The following is a 13,281-nucleotide window of genomic DNA, read 5'->3' as shown; positions in this document are numbered from 1 at the left end:
GGTCACGCCCATGACAATGCCTGCCCGTGCTTCCGCTGTCCTCGTTGACGGGATATTGTCATGCACCTGATGCGTCGCCGTTCTCCCGCTCCTATCTGCTTACTGCTGAGCTTGCCGTTGATGGTATTGCTGTGGCTGAGCTTGCAGCAGCAGGGCGGTATCGCGCAGAGCGCACAGGCGCTGTTGTCTCCCACGTTCGATAACGTCGATGAGCTGCTGCTGCACTTCGCTTGGTGGCCGCGCTTTACCATTGCGCTATTAGCCGGTGGCGGTCTAGCGCTGGCTGGGGTGCTGATGCAACAGGTGCTCCGTAACCCGCTGGCATCGCCCACCACCTTGGGCGTGGCGTCGGGCGCCAACTTGGCGCTGATGGCGGTGACGCTATTGGCCCCCGGCATGCTTGCGATAGGCAGTGAGTGGATTGCGCTGCTAGGTGGCGCTGCCGCTATGGGGCTGGTGTTTGCACTCTCGTGGCGGCGTGGATTGGCGCCCATCGCGGTGGTGCTGGCGGGGTTGGTGGTCAATCTGTATCTGGGCGCGCTCTCTACAGCCTTGCTGTTGTTCAATCATGAAACCCTGGCGGGGCTGCTGATTTGGGGGGCAGGCTCTCTGGCGCAGAATGGCTGGGATGGCGTGGCGTCACTGGCGCCACGACTGGCTCTTTGCGGTTTGGCCGCGTGGCTGTTGCTTCGCCCTTTAGCCGTGTTAGAGCTTGACGACGCCAGCGCCAAAAGCCTGGGGATTTCGCTCAAGCATTTGCGCTTTGCCGGGTTAGGGCTGGCGGTCTTCCTCACCGGTAGCGTGGTGAGCGTGGTCGGGATCATCGGCTTCATAGGGTTAGCGGCTCCCAATATCGTCCGTATGGCGGGAGCACGCACATTGCGCGCGCGCATACTTTGGTCGACGTTATTAGGCGCTGTGCTGCTGGCCACCACGGATCTCTTGCTGCAGCGCTTTTCCGGCATGGTAGCGACGCTAATTCCCACCGGGGCCGTGACCGGAGCGTTAGGCGCGCCACTACTCATGTGGTTGATTCCCCGCCTTAAGCTGCAGGGGGACCGTCCGCCCCAGGCATCTGGGGTGGTGATCACGCGTCACGCTGCGCCCCACCGTTTAATCACAGGGCTACTGCTGGCGCTGGTGGCGGCCATGGTGGTGGGCCATTTAGTGGGGCAAGGGGCCAACGGCTGGAGCATCATCGCCCCGACGAATTGGGGGGTGATTGAGTGGCGCTTTCCGCGCGTAATGGCGGCAGCGGCTAGCGGTTTGATGCTGGCAATAGCGGGGACCATTCTTCAACGCCTTTCGGCCAACCCCATGGCGAGCCCCGAAGTGTTGGGTATTAGCGGTGGCTGTGCTATTGCGCTGATCTTGGGTATTTATCTACTCCCTGCCCCCAGTCATGCACTATTAGTGGCGATAGGAACGCTAGGGGCACTGGCGACGCTACTAGTATTGGTAATGCTCAATCGTAAAAGTGGTTTCGTACCGGAGCGGCTCCTGCTCAGCGGTGTGGCGATTAGCGCGCTGTTCGATGCGGTGCGCAGTGTGCTACTGGCAGGTGGTGATCCGCGCGGACAGCAAGTCATCGCCTGGCTGGCAGGCTCTACCTATTACGTGGAGGTGGGTAGTGCGCTGCTCGTGGGAGGAATCGCAGCGGCACTAGCGCTGATATCGCTGCCGTTCACTCGCTGGTTAGACATCATGCCGATGGGCGCCGCTACCGCGCGTTCACTGGGCATTGGCTTAAACCATGCGCGCCTAGCGCTACTGCTGCTGGTCGCTCTGCTCACCGCCTGCGCCACCCTGGTGGTGGGGCCGCTCTCCTTCATTGGCTTATTAGCCCCGCACATGGCTCGGCTACTGGGCTTCTCCCGCGCCCGCCAGCACTTAGTAGGCGCTGCCTTGATCGGTATGTTGTTGATGGTATTGGCCGACTGGGTGGGCCGCCAGATCATGTTCCCTTATGAGATTCCGGCAGGCTTAGTAGCATCGTTGCTGGGCGGTGCCTACTTCATGTGGGGGCTGCGGCGGTTATGAGCACGTAGTCTCGGCATTTATGAATTTTGCTAATGCATCATTAGCAAGATGATTTTTGTTTATGTGTGCTCTCCCTTACCCTAGCGCCATCTTTACTCAAGCATAAGGCGAACGGCAATGTGGGAAAGCTACCTAACGGGGTTAGTGGTGTGTGGCGGCATCATCATGGCGATTGGGGCGCAGAACGCTTACGTGCTGGGGCTGGCCGTTCGCCGCGAATACCACTGGTGGTCGGCGGGGCTGTGCATGAGTGCGGATGTCGTGCTACTGACGGCCGGCATGTTTGGTGCCAGCGCATTTTTGCTCACCATGCCGAGCGCCATGGAAGCCATGCGCTGGGTGGGCGTGCTGTTCTTGAGTTGGCTGGCGGCACAAGCGCTATGGCGTGCAGTCAGCGGCCGTGAAGGCTTGAAAGTCAACGGCGTCAAAGCCCGCAGCCTGCGCAGTGTGCTGCTGGCGACACTAGCGGTGACGGTGCTCAACCCGCAGGTCTACCTCGATACGCTGCTGCTGATTCCCGCTATTGGTGCCCAGCAGGAGAGTGCTGGCGTGTTCGTCGCGGGGGCGTCGACAGCGTCGATTCTCTGGTTCAGCCTGTTGGCCTGGGGCGGGGCGGCGCTATCGCCATGGCTCTCCCGTCCCGGCGCATGGCGCACCATCGATGGGCTGATCGGCCTGATGATGGCGGCCATCGCAGTGCACCTTGCGTTCGACTCGGTACTGTTTTAAGCAACGTGTTTAAGCAACGTGCAAGAAACGCATCCTCCGGCTACGCCTGATCGAAGTAGCGCTGGACGATGGTCAGCACTTGTTCGATATCGTCGTCGCTAATGTCTCGATGCACGACCATGCGCGTAGCGTAAAGAAGTTCTATCAGCACGCCATTCGCCTTGAGCCACTTAGCCAACGGCGCGACATGCGCTGGGTCGATGCGCACGAATACCATATTGGTGGCCTGGGAGGTCACCTCGATGGCGGAAAAGGCTGCCAAACCTTCGGCCAAGCGTGCCGCACGACGGTGGTCGTGAGCCAAATCTGCCACTTGGTGATCCAGGGCGTGCTGGCAGGCGGCGGCGATGAGGCCTGCTTGGCGCATACCGCCACCCACGACCTTTCGCCAACGTCGAGCCCGGTCGATCAATGCCTGAGAGCCCACCAGTGCCGAGCCCATGGGCGTGCCTAACCCCTTCGAGAAGCATAGCGACACGCTGTCGAAAGGCTGACAAAGCTGTTTGAGAGAGGTGTCCGTGGCCACGGCGGCATTGAATAGCCGGGCACCGTCTAGGTGGGTAGCCAGACCATGTTCTCGGGCCAGCGCGGTGGCCTGCTGCACGTACTCGGCAGGCAGTACCTTGCCACCTATGGTGTTCTCCAGCGCCAAGAGTCGAGTACGGGCAAAGTGGAAGTCATCGGCCTTGACGGCGGCGGCGATTTTGTCGAGAGGCAGGCTGCCGTCTGGGGCGTTTTCGATCGGCTGGGGTTGAATGCTGCCCAATACCGCGGCACCGCCCCCTTCGTAGCGATAGGTATGGGCGTTCTGGCCGACGATGTACTCATCACCCCGCTCGCAGTGGGCCATCAAAGCCACCAGGTTGCTCTGGGTGCCGCTGGGGAACAGCAGCGCCGCTTCTTTACCCGCACGCTCGGCCAGCGTGGCTTGAAAGGCGTTCACCGTCGGGTCGTCGCCCCATACGTCGTCGCCCAGCGGGGCCGCCATCATGGCGTCTCGCATGGCGGCGGTAGGGCGTGTCACCGTATCGCTTCTTAAATCAATCTTCATGGAACGACTCCTGGTTGAGGCAGAGACAGGGCACGCTGCCAATCATCCACTATGGTTAATGGGTGCGACACCCAACGTTTATCTGCCCGGTCTGACCGTGTGGCAATCCAGCATAGGCAATAAGATGGATCTTAAAAGTGGTTATCCGTTCTGGACGGTAAAAAATGGATTATTGACCCCTTTTCCGCAGCTTAACCAGGATTTGCAAGCGGAAACAGTGATTATTGGCGGCGGTATTACCGGTGCTTTGATCGCCGACGAGCTAAGCCGCCACGGCCATCGCGTCGTAGTGCTCGAGAGGCGTGATGTAGGGTGGGGAAGCTCTGCGGCCAGTACGGCGCTACTGCAGTATGAAATCGACACCCATATGGTGCATTTGGCCGAGCAGTACGGTGAGGCCAATGCCGTGATGGCCTATCGAAGCTGCGCCGAGGCGATTGTCTCGCTAGAGCGCTTGGCTGCCGAGTTGGGTAATGTCGCTTTCAGTCGCCAGAAGAGCCTCTACTTCGCGAGCCAAGAAGCGGATGTCGACGCGTTGAAGGCTGAGCTTGCGATGCGCAAGCGCTTCGGCTTCGATGTCGCTTGGCTGGAACAGCGTGCGATTGAGGCTGACTACGGCTTTTCAGCGCCAGGGGCGATCCTGTCCTCGTTGGCCGCCCGTATCGACCCATACCGCATGGCATATCACTTACTGGAAAACGTCGTCCGTCGGGGCAGCCAAGTGTTCGATCGCACCCAGGTGGAGCAGCTGATAACTGATGACGACGGCGTCAACGTTCGGCTTCGTAATGGGGCTACGCTGCGTTGCCAACAGGTCATTATCGCTTCTGGGTACGAAAGCCAAACGTGGTTGCCAGCGCCAGTGGCTGCCAATCGTAGTAGCTATGCGTTTGTGACCGACCCCTTGCCTAGCGAGGTATTGGGCAAGCTGGGACACACGCTGGTGTGGGAGTCCGCACGACCGTATCTCTACCTGCGTTCCACGCAAGAAGGGCGGTTATTGATCGGCGGAGAGGATGACGATGAAGACATTGCCGAGCGTCGGGACGCACGGGTGATGGAAAAAGCGCGAACGCTGGCGGCCAAGGTAGAAACACTGTGGCCTGACCTTGAGATCAATCCGACGTTTTGCTGGGGTGGCACGTTCGCGGAAACCGACGACGGTTTGCCCTATTTCGGGCCTCACGAGGCGCTAGGTCCTCGAGTGCATTTCGCCATGGCCTACGGCGGTAACGGCATCACGTATAGCATGATAGGTGCCCAACTGCTGCGTGCACTGATCGAAGGTCGCGAGCACCCCCTTGGGGCGTTGTTCTCCTTTCAGCGAGAGCCTTCGATGGCGTCAACGCGCCGTTAATAAAACGCTACACTACGAGGGCTAACACACCCAGTTGCGTCAATCCTGTCGTTAAAATGACTGACCTGCCACATTGCCCGTGTGATGGCATTGTCTCGTTTGAGGAATTAAGAGAGTGTCGACCATGAGTCCCGCTTTGTTCCTTCGTGCCCTGGAGCGCAATGATTTGCGCTTCGTCCATGAACTCAATAACAACCAGAGCATCATGTCGTACTGGTTCGAGGAGCCTTACGAATCTTTCGATGAACTCGAAGAGCTGTACAACAAGCATATACACGACAACGCCGAACGGCGTTTCGTAGCCGAAGACAGCGCCGGTAACGCGATTGGTTTGGTGGAACTGATCGAAATCGACTACATCCACCGCAGCGCCGAGTTTCAGATCATCATTACCCCAGAGCACCAGGGCAAAGGGTTCGCACGCTCACTGATTCGCCAAGCGCTGCACTACTCCTTCACGATTTTGAATCTGCACAAGGTCTACTTGATCGTAGCGGTACAGAACGTCAAAGCGATCCATCTCTACGAGGAGAGCGGGTTCATCGAAGAGGGCCACTTGGTACAGGAATTCTTCATCAACGGCCAATACCGTGACGTCAAACGTATGTATATCCTGCAGGAGACGTATCTGGCGCAGTTGGATCAGCAGCCCATTGACGAGGGCGGTTGGGAGTCATGACACCCCACGTCTTGGTCGTTTGCCAAAGGCGCTGACCAAGACGTAGTCAGTGCCTTACTGCTGGCGCATATAGGCAGCGAGGGCGTCGAACGCGGCGCGTTGCTGCTGCGCGCGTTTTGCCCAGACTTCCATGACGTCGACTTCCATGGCCGCATTATGAGTAATGGCATCCTTCATGGCGAACACTCCTGGTGCAGAGGTAGAGGAATCGTTTTTGTTATACGCAGCTTGCTTTGTGCAGTGCAGTAAGATAGCTGTGATATGAATATTAGGCGCTTTTGCAGAGCGTTTCTAGTCCAAAAGATGTAAGTGATTTGCCATGTCGCGTAAGAGATAGCTTACAAAAAGGGGCGTCAATACGAAGATGCTTGTTAGATCATTGAATGGAAAAGGTTTTCATAATATAAAAAAGCCGACACGCTGTGTCGGCTTTGCAGGTTATCTTTTCGTCTAAGTAGGCAAATACAGGCGCATAAGCGCTGGCTATCCGTAAAAATCGGCGATGGCATCGTTGGCGGCGCGCAGCCAATACGCCTGACATTGCCAAAACGCTAGCACCTCATCGCTCACGGGTGTGATGACGCTCGAGTTGGTCATCGCAGGGTCCTCCTATAGGGCACCCTTTTCAGTGTAGACCCATTTATGCTGCGACGCAGCATGGTGCGCTACTCTCTGACCGCCCGGCAAAACTCATCGTCTCGGTCTAGGCTTGGTGGTGGACGTGCCATTTCCCCCGCGAAAGGAGTCGCACATGAGCGCAAACGTTGCTGAGATCATCGTCGAAACCCTGCAAAGCGCCGGCGCCAAGCGCTGCTATGGTGTGGTGGGCGATACGTTGAACCACTTTACGGACGCCCTACGGCAAAGTGATATCCAGTGGGTGGGCGTTCGCCACGAGGAAGTCGGTGGTTTTGCCGCCGGTGGCGAAGCCTATATGACACAGGAGCTAGCGCTCTGCGCAGGCTCCTGTGGCCCTGGTAGCCTGCACTTCGTGAACGGCTTGTTCGATGCGCATCGCAATGGTTCACCTGTCGTGCTTATCGCCTCGCAAATCGCGCTAGGCGAAACGGGCAGTCAGTTCCCGCAGGAAGTCGATCAAAGCGCTATTTTCAAGCAGTACAGCGTGTTTTGCGAAACCGTCGTCTCCGCCGAGCAGGCGCGGCGCATGGCCGCGTTAGCCGCCCAAGCGGCGCTTGCCAGAGGTGGCGTCGCGGTCCTTATCGTGCCAGGTGATGTGATGACACAAACCCCGGAGAATCAGCTGGGCTATCGCACGCACCGGTTTAGCTACTCGGTACGCCCGACGGCAGAGTCGCTAGTGCCCGCCGTCGAGCAGCTCAATAAAGGCGGCAACATCACTATTTTTGCAGGCGCTGGCTGCGACGATGCGCGGGAGCAGGTGATCGCGCTTGCCGAAAAGCTGCAAGCACCGATTGCCTGGACATCCCGGGCAAAAGATTTCATGGAGTACGACAATCCCTATCACGTGGGAATGACGGGCGTTTATGGTCTTGAGGGCGGCTACCATGCAGTGGCCGAGTGCGACACGCTGCTGTTACTCGGCTGTAATTTCGCGTTCACTCAGTTCTATCCGGAGCGCGCCACGATCATTCAGGTAGATCGAGATCCCGCACAAATTGGCAAGCGCTATCCGGTGGACGTGGGCATCGTCGGCAGTACGCGGGATACTTGCGAGGCGCTCGTTCAAGTCGTTAAGGAAAATACGCGCAGTCACTGGCTAGAGAAGTGCCGCAAGCGCTACGCCAAGTCGTTGGAAAAGTCTGCCCATGGAAGTCATGATAGCCAAGTGATCCACCCACAAGAGCTGACGTTGGCGATTGACCGTCACGCGGCAGAGAACGCACTGTTTACGGCAGACACTGGCAGTGTCAACGTATGGATGCTGCGCCATATTCGCGCCTCCCAGCAGCGCCGCACCCTCGCGAGCTTGCAGCATGGCACCATGGCCAATGCGTATCCTCAGGCATTGGGTATTCAGCTCGCGCATCCCCACCGCCAAGTCATTGCCATGTGCGGGGATGGCGGGTTAACCATGCTGATGGGGGATTTATTGACCCTGGTACAGCAGCAAATTCCGCTAAAAATCGTGGTGTATAACAACAGTTCCTTGAGCTTTGTGGAGTTAGAACAAAAAGTAGAGGGAATGCTCGATGCCTACACCGAGCTCGAAAACCCCAACTTTGGCGAGGTTGCCGCTGCCATGGGATTATGGGGCCGCCGAGTCGAGCAAGAAGACGAGCTGGACGTCGCGATTAGCCAGTGGCTCGCCCAGCCGGGGCCTGCCTTGTTGGATGTGGTGGTGAATCCCATGGAGCTGGTGATGCCCCCCAAGGTCGAGGCCGGGCAGGTCGCCTCGACCGCCCTCTACTCCGCTAAAGCCGTGTTGAGCGGGCGCATGGATGAGGTCGTTCACTTAGTCAAAAGCAACTTCTTGAAACGCTAGTGGGTTATCGCATGCTATGTTGGCAGTGGCGCATGACACACTGACAATATCAAGAGCAATGCTATGACGCTAACGCCAGCTATTCATCACTATGACCGTTGGGTGAGTACCCCCAACGGTCGTTTATTTACGCGCACTTGGGAACCAGATCGCATACGGTCAGAGGTTCCTATCCTACTGTTTCACGACTCTCTCGGATGCGTGGATTTGTGGCGCAACTTCCCCGAAGCATTATGCGCAGCAACGCGGCAACGGGTCATTGCCTATGACCGGCTCGGCTTTGGCCGCTCCGATGCATCTTCAACACCATTGCCGCTCAGTTTTATCGACGATGAAGCGAGGGGCAACTTTGCGGCCATCTGTCATGCGCTACAGGTGACTCGCTTTATTGCGTTAGGCCATAGCGTGGGTGGCTGTATGGCCGTGCACTGCGCCGGATATTATTTTTCGCAGTGCCAGGGGCTCGTCACTATCGCCGCCCAAGCGTTCAATGAAAATCGCACGCGACAAGGGATCGAAGAGGCAAAAGCGACGTTTCAGACGCCGGAACAGTTCGCTAAGCTGGTCAAGTACCACGGCAACAAAGCCCGTTGGGTGTTCGATGCCTGGACGGATACTTGGCTAAGCCCCGAATTTGCGGCGTGGTCCCTCACTCCTGCGCTTGAACGTGTGCGGTGCCCTACGCTCGTGCTGCATGGCGAGAAGGATGAATACGGCTCTCACCGTCAGCCTGAACGCATTGCCCGCTACACCCAAGGCCCCGCCCACTGCGAAATGTTACCCGGCATCGGTCATGTGCCACACCGGGAGGCCGAAGCCGTCGTGGTGGAGTTCATCCGTCAGTTTATTTTTCGCCTTGACGATTGACGACCCGATACCAAGCCCATGTAGGCACCACGTGAGACGTTCTATGCGTTTAAGAGTCTTATCCGATCTTCATTTAGAGCATTTTGATGGTCACCGCGAGCTGCCCCCTGCCGACGCGGATGTGGTGGTGCTGGCAGGGGATATTCATCGAAGAGCAGAAGGGCTGGCGTGGGCACGCCAGCAGTTTCCCGACCTGCCGATTCTTTACGTGCCGGGCAACCATGAGTTCTATGGCACCTGCATGCCGCTGCTGCGCCAAGAGTTAGCGCTGGAAGCCGCTCGGTATGATATCGAACTGCTGGATAATCGCTGCGTGACCCTAAGAGGCGTGCGCTTTTATGGCACCACGCTATGGACGGATTTCGCGCTTTATGCCGATGACCCCACACGGAACCCTGCCGATACCGAGTCTAAAGCGCTGCGTTACATGCCTGATTTTCGCATCATTACCACGGCCCCCGGCCAAGTGTTCACGCCTCAAGCCAGCCAATACATGCACCGGGAAGCACTGACGTGGCTGCAAGATGAACTCCAACAAGCTTTTGATGGCCCCCGCGTGGTGATTACACACCATGCGCCCTTACATCGCTGTATTCCAGAGCAGTACTTAGGCGATTCGTTGTCCCCAGCCTTTGCCTCCCACTTGCCGCACTTAATGGGCAAGATGGATCTCTGGATCCATGGTCACGTTCACGAGCCGGTGGATACGTGGTGCGATGGCACCCGCGTTATCGCCAACCCGGGCGGTTATCCAGAGGAGTTTTCGCCGCCGCTGTTTCGGCCTGATTGGGTGGTCACGGTAGGTGAATAAGGGCTGAAATGACGCGCTGCTCTATAACCTAGCTACACTCCTACTTGTGACGATGACAGTTGCTCATATAACCACAGGGAGTGAAAGGCCATGGAATTATTAGAAACGGTGCTAGGGCCACTTCGCGACGGCCTTTATGCCGTCATGATGCCCATCAGCAACTTTATCTGGAGCTATATCCTGGTATACCTGCTACTGGGAGCAGGCCTGCTGTTCACGATCATGACGCGCGGGATGCAGTTTCGCATGTTTCGGCACATGGCCCACGTGACCTTTACCGCGCGCGGAGCGGGAGATGGCATCAGTGGTTTTCAGGCATTCGCGACCTCCATGGCGGCGCGGGTCGGAACCGGTAATTTGGCGGGTGTCGCTCTGGCACTATGGATTGGCGGGCCGGGAGCGATTTTTTGGATGTGGGTGACGGCTCTGGTGGGGTTTGCGACCTCGTTTATCGAGTCGACGTTGGCGCAGGTGTACAAGCACCGCAACGAAGATGGGGTCTTTCGCGGCGGCCCTGCGTTCTATATCGAGCGCTGTCTGGGTTGGCGCTGGCTGGGGTCGCTGTTTGCGGTGTTCTTGATCATTGCCTACGGACTGGCATTCAATGCGGCGCAATCCAACACCATCGCCCAGGGCATGAGCGGTGCCTTTGGCATTCCTAACTGGCTGACCGGCGTGGTTATTGCGGCACTGGCAGGTGTCGTGATCTATGGCGGGTTAAAGTCGGTGGCACGCACGGCTGAGAAAATCGTACCGGTCATGGCCATTGCCTACCTGCTGGTGGCGCTATGGATTCTGTTTGCCAACCTCTCCGCCGTGCCCGACATGCTGTCGTTGATCGTGATGAGTGCCTTTGGGTTAGGCCCGGCGGTCGGTGGCGCGGCGGGTTACGCCATCAAGGCTGCCATGGAAAACGGCATCAAGCGCGGCCTCTTTTCTAACGAGGCCGGTATGGGCTCGACCCCCAATGCGGCGGCCCAGGCCACTGTGAAGCATCCAGCAGCCCAGGGGTTAGTGCAATCCTTTGGGGTGTTTGTCGATACCATCGTGATTTGTAGCTGCACGGCGGTGGTGATTCTGCTTTCCGGTGTTTATGAACGGCTGCTATCCGAGTCGCCGGGGGAGAGCATCGAGGGCATCCAGCTTACCCAAGATGCCATGGTGGATCATCTAGGGGGCTTTGGTGAGATCTTTATTGCCATTGCCATACTGTTTTTTGCCTTTACCTCGATTTTGGCCAACTTCTCCTTCTCTTCGGTAAACATCGAATACCTGTTCCGCCGCCACGCCAAAAAAGCGGTGGGCGCATTCAAGATCGTTATCATCGCCATGGTGTTGCTGGGCTCTGTCGCTGAACTCAGCGTGGTCTGGGATTTTGCCGACCTCGCCATGGGCCTGATGGCCACGACCAACCTGTTTGCCATTCTACTGATGGCGCCGATTGCGGTCTCGGTGTTGAAGGATTACGAACGTCAGCGGAGACAGGGCATCGAGGAACCGCTGTTCGACCCCGCCATACTCAAAAATCCAGAGCTGGTGGATGAGGATGTGTGGCCGGTAAAAGATGAAAAGCCGGTCGATCGGTAAGCGCGTCAAGAGCGGCCTTCGAGCCGCTCTTGACGTGTTAGGGGTTAGCTAGCAGGTTTCTCTACCAACAGCCCACAAGAGGGCGCCGCCCAGCGGTTGTCGGCAGTAAAGACCACGTCGCACACCACGGGCGAATAGTCGCGGCGTACTTCTTCGTCGATGCGCTGACGCAGCGCGTCCTGTTTCGCCAGTGTCGCTTCGGGGAGGCCCTTGGGCAGCACCACATGGACGATGACGTAGAGCAGGCGGCCGGGGCGCACCATACGCACGCGCACTTCCAGGGTGTCGATATCGGCAAGGCCACGGGCAACGGCTTGGCGCACCGGTTCGGCGACGGCTTCTTCCGGAGTTTTGTTGAGCAGCTCTCTTAGCGCTTGCGATGCCATGCGCACGGGGACCCCCAGGCAGAGGACGACGACCGCAATGACCAAGACCGAATCGATGTAGGGAAGAACAGTCCGCCAGCCGAGACGATCAAACAGCATCACTAGGCAAAAAGCCGCCAGTACGGCCCCTGAAATCACGCTATTGACCAGCCAGTTTAGTTTGTCGGCGGCCACCAAGGGGCTACTGACATGGCGTTGACTACGCTGCATGACCCAGGCAGTGAGCGAGCAAGCGGCGGTCGCAAACAGCGCATACATTACCGCAAGCCCTGCAGAAATCTCCCGCCCACCCGTCAGCAAAGCGGCCACGGCATCTACCAGCGCGAAGATGGATACCCCCAAAATCAGCAAACCTTTGCATAAATTAACCAGCGACTCGAAGTAGCTGTAACCAAAGGGGTACGACTCGCTATCTGGGCGACTGGCCAGCTTGCTGACCTTGATGGTCACCAGCGCTACGCTAAAGTAGATAAGATTGAACAAGCCGTCCAATAGGATGGCTTGGGAGTTCGAGGCCAAGGTGGCCACAATACCGGCACAGCCAATCAGCAGTGCCATGAAGGCGGAAAAGGCCAAGGTACTGGATTCTGTCTTCACGAACGTATGGCTCCCATGCCTACCGAATCAAGAGGCTGGCAAGCATAGCAATATCACGCTAGGGAATGTCAGTGATTTATGCCCCGCCATGAGCTTACCCCTGCACTGCACCCAAGGAGGGATGTGGAGATGCGCCATGTCAAAGACGTAACCTTCCATTTGTTAACGCACGAAGATGCGGTTGAGCTGCTGCAGTTCGAGCGCGCAGAGCGTGCGTGGTTCGAGCAGCATATCGAGGCCAGGCCCGAGTGCTTTTACACCTTACAAGGGGTGGCTAAACACATCATCGATTGTTTAGCACTCAATGCGCACCGCAAGATGCATCCGCTCATCATTCGCCAGCGAGGTGTCATCGTGGGACGCGCTAACCTACGTAACATTGCCGATGATCATGCCTGGGTGGGATATCGGATTGCGCAGGGTGCCGGTGGTCGGGGGGTGGCGCAGAGCGCACTTAAACACCTGCTGACGGAGGCGCGTTGCGTGTACGGTGTTACGCAGTTGGAAGCCGTCGTGGCGGTGGACAACGCAGCTTCCCAACGTGTCCTGGCAAAAGGTGGATTTACCGCCCAGAAGCGATTGCCTGGCTACTCCAGGGTAAGTGGAGCGCCTAGAGATTGCTGGATATTCGAGTACTCACCTGCCTTGTCCCATGGTTTGGCAGCTAATAACACGTTGTACTAGCCTTGAATGACGTTTTCCGTAAACGCCAA

The 13,281-nt window shown here is 57.7% G+C and carries 12 protein-coding genes; 9 read left to right on the top strand and 3 right to left on the bottom strand.

Annotation, left to right across the window (positions count from 1 at the left end; translation table 11 throughout):
- Positions 1-60: 60 nt before the first annotated feature.
- Both fhuB and MHM37_RS09560 read left to right on the top strand, forming a co-directional pair.
- On the top strand, positions 61-2,040 hold the full coding sequence (gene fhuB / locus MHM37_RS09565; RefSeq protein WP_239296464.1) for a Fe(3+)-hydroxamate ABC transporter permease FhuB: 1,980 nt from the start codon (positions 61-63) through the stop codon (positions 2,038-2,040).
- A gap of 117 nt (positions 2,041-2,157) precedes the next feature.
- On the top strand, positions 2,158-2,769 hold the full coding sequence (locus MHM37_RS09560) for a LysE family transporter (protein WP_054645171.1): 612 nt from the start codon (positions 2,158-2,160) through the stop codon (positions 2,767-2,769).
- A gap of 40 nt (positions 2,770-2,809) precedes the next feature.
- Here MHM37_RS09560 and ltaE read toward each other — a convergent pair whose 3' ends face one another.
- Positions 2,810-3,820 (bottom strand): low-specificity L-threonine aldolase, encoded by a 1,011-nt coding sequence (gene ltaE / locus MHM37_RS09555; RefSeq protein WP_239296462.1) that lies wholly within the window; start codon positions 3,818-3,820, stop codon positions 2,810-2,812.
- Here ltaE and MHM37_RS09550 point away from each other — a divergent pair.
- Entirely contained in the window at positions 3,819-5,177 is a 1,359-nt protein-coding gene (locus MHM37_RS09550; protein WP_231125514.1) for an FAD-dependent oxidoreductase, read from the top strand. The two genes, ltaE and MHM37_RS09550, sit on opposite strands and share 2 nt — an antisense overlap.
- A gap of 124 nt (positions 5,178-5,301) precedes the next feature.
- The gene (speG, locus tag MHM37_RS09545) at positions 5,302-5,856 is read left to right on the top strand and encodes a spermidine N1-acetyltransferase (RefSeq protein WP_139525219.1); all 555 of its coding nucleotides are present in this window, start codon (positions 5,302-5,304) and stop codon (positions 5,854-5,856) included.
- 54 nt (positions 5,857-5,910) lie between these two features.
- Here the strand turns inward: speG and MHM37_RS17105 are convergent, their stop codons facing one another.
- The gene (locus MHM37_RS17105; RefSeq protein ID WP_255303821.1) at positions 5,911-6,033 is read right to left on the bottom strand and encodes a hypothetical protein; all 123 of its coding nucleotides are present in this window, start codon (positions 6,031-6,033) and stop codon (positions 5,911-5,913) included.
- A gap of 574 nt (positions 6,034-6,607) precedes the next feature.
- Between MHM37_RS17105 and MHM37_RS09540 the strand changes: the two genes are divergently transcribed.
- The 4 genes from MHM37_RS09540 to MHM37_RS09525 all read left to right on the top strand — a co-directional run bounded on the left by MHM37_RS09540 (position 6,608) and on the right by MHM37_RS09525 (position 11,585).
- On the top strand, positions 6,608-8,320 hold the full coding sequence (locus MHM37_RS09540) for a thiamine pyrophosphate-dependent enzyme (RefSeq protein ID WP_239296460.1): 1,713 nt from the start codon (positions 6,608-6,610) through the stop codon (positions 8,318-8,320).
- A 63-nt stretch (positions 8,321-8,383) separates the two neighbouring features.
- The gene (locus MHM37_RS09535; protein WP_139525221.1) at positions 8,384-9,187 is read left to right on the top strand and encodes an alpha/beta hydrolase; all 804 of its coding nucleotides are present in this window, start codon (positions 8,384-8,386) and stop codon (positions 9,185-9,187) included.
- Between the two features lie 43 nt (positions 9,188-9,230).
- Positions 9,231-9,998, top strand: coding sequence for a metallophosphoesterase (locus tag MHM37_RS09530; protein ID WP_054641358.1), 768 nt, complete (start codon positions 9,231-9,233; stop codon positions 9,996-9,998).
- A gap of 90 nt (positions 9,999-10,088) precedes the next feature.
- Positions 10,089-11,585, top strand: coding sequence for an alanine/glycine:cation symporter family protein (locus MHM37_RS09525; RefSeq protein WP_058578655.1), 1,497 nt, complete (start codon positions 10,089-10,091; stop codon positions 11,583-11,585).
- A gap of 44 nt (positions 11,586-11,629) precedes the next feature.
- Here MHM37_RS09525 and MHM37_RS09520 read toward each other — a convergent pair whose 3' ends face one another.
- On the bottom strand, positions 11,630-12,568 hold the full coding sequence (locus MHM37_RS09520) for a cation diffusion facilitator family transporter (RefSeq protein WP_058578654.1): 939 nt from the start codon (positions 12,566-12,568) through the stop codon (positions 11,630-11,632).
- Positions 12,569-12,697: 129 nt separating this feature from the next.
- Between MHM37_RS09520 and MHM37_RS09515 the strand changes: the two genes are divergently transcribed.
- A complete protein-coding gene (locus MHM37_RS09515) occupies positions 12,698-13,252 on the top strand; it encodes a GNAT family N-acetyltransferase (RefSeq protein WP_239296459.1) in 555 nt (184 codons plus the stop codon).
- Positions 13,253-13,281: the final 29 nt, after the last annotated feature.

This window comes from Halomonas sp. MMH1-48, from assembly GCF_022348105.1.
Lineage (GTDB): Bacteria > Pseudomonadota > Gammaproteobacteria > Pseudomonadales > Halomonadaceae > Vreelandella > Vreelandella piezotolerans.
This window is presented reverse-complemented; position numbering and strand designations above follow the sequence as displayed.

What these genes read in the sequence shown, in the direction of transcription:
- fhuB (WP_239296464.1), top strand. Translation starts at nt 61, where the DNA reads ATGCACCTGATGCGTCGCCGTTCTCCCGCTCCTATCTGCTTACTGCTG.
- MHM37_RS09560 (WP_054645171.1), top strand. Translation starts at nt 2,158, where the DNA reads ATGTGGGAAAGCTACCTAACGGGGTTAGTGGTGTGTGGCGGCATCATC.
- MHM37_RS09550 (WP_231125514.1), top strand. Translation starts at nt 3,819, where the DNA reads ATGGAACGACTCCTGGTTGAGGCAGAGACAGGGCACGCTGCCAATCAT.
- ltaE (WP_239296462.1), bottom strand. Translation starts at nt 3,820, where the DNA reads ATGAAGATTGATTTAAGAAGCGATACGGTGACACGCCCTACCGCCGCC.
- speG (WP_139525219.1), top strand. Translation starts at nt 5,302, where the DNA reads ATGAGTCCCGCTTTGTTCCTTCGTGCCCTGGAGCGCAATGATTTGCGC.
- MHM37_RS17105 (WP_255303821.1), bottom strand. Translation starts at nt 6,033, where the DNA reads ATGAAGGATGCCATTACTCATAATGCGGCCATGGAAGTCGACGTCATG.
- MHM37_RS09540 (WP_239296460.1), top strand. Translation starts at nt 6,608, where the DNA reads ATGAGCGCAAACGTTGCTGAGATCATCGTCGAAACCCTGCAAAGCGCC.
- MHM37_RS09535 (WP_139525221.1), top strand. Translation starts at nt 8,384, where the DNA reads ATGACGCTAACGCCAGCTATTCATCACTATGACCGTTGGGTGAGTACC.
- MHM37_RS09530 (WP_054641358.1), top strand. Translation starts at nt 9,231, where the DNA reads ATGCGTTTAAGAGTCTTATCCGATCTTCATTTAGAGCATTTTGATGGT.
- MHM37_RS09525 (WP_058578655.1), top strand. Translation starts at nt 10,089, where the DNA reads ATGGAATTATTAGAAACGGTGCTAGGGCCACTTCGCGACGGCCTTTAT.
- MHM37_RS09515 (WP_239296459.1), top strand. Translation starts at nt 12,698, where the DNA reads ATGCGCCATGTCAAAGACGTAACCTTCCATTTGTTAACGCACGAAGAT.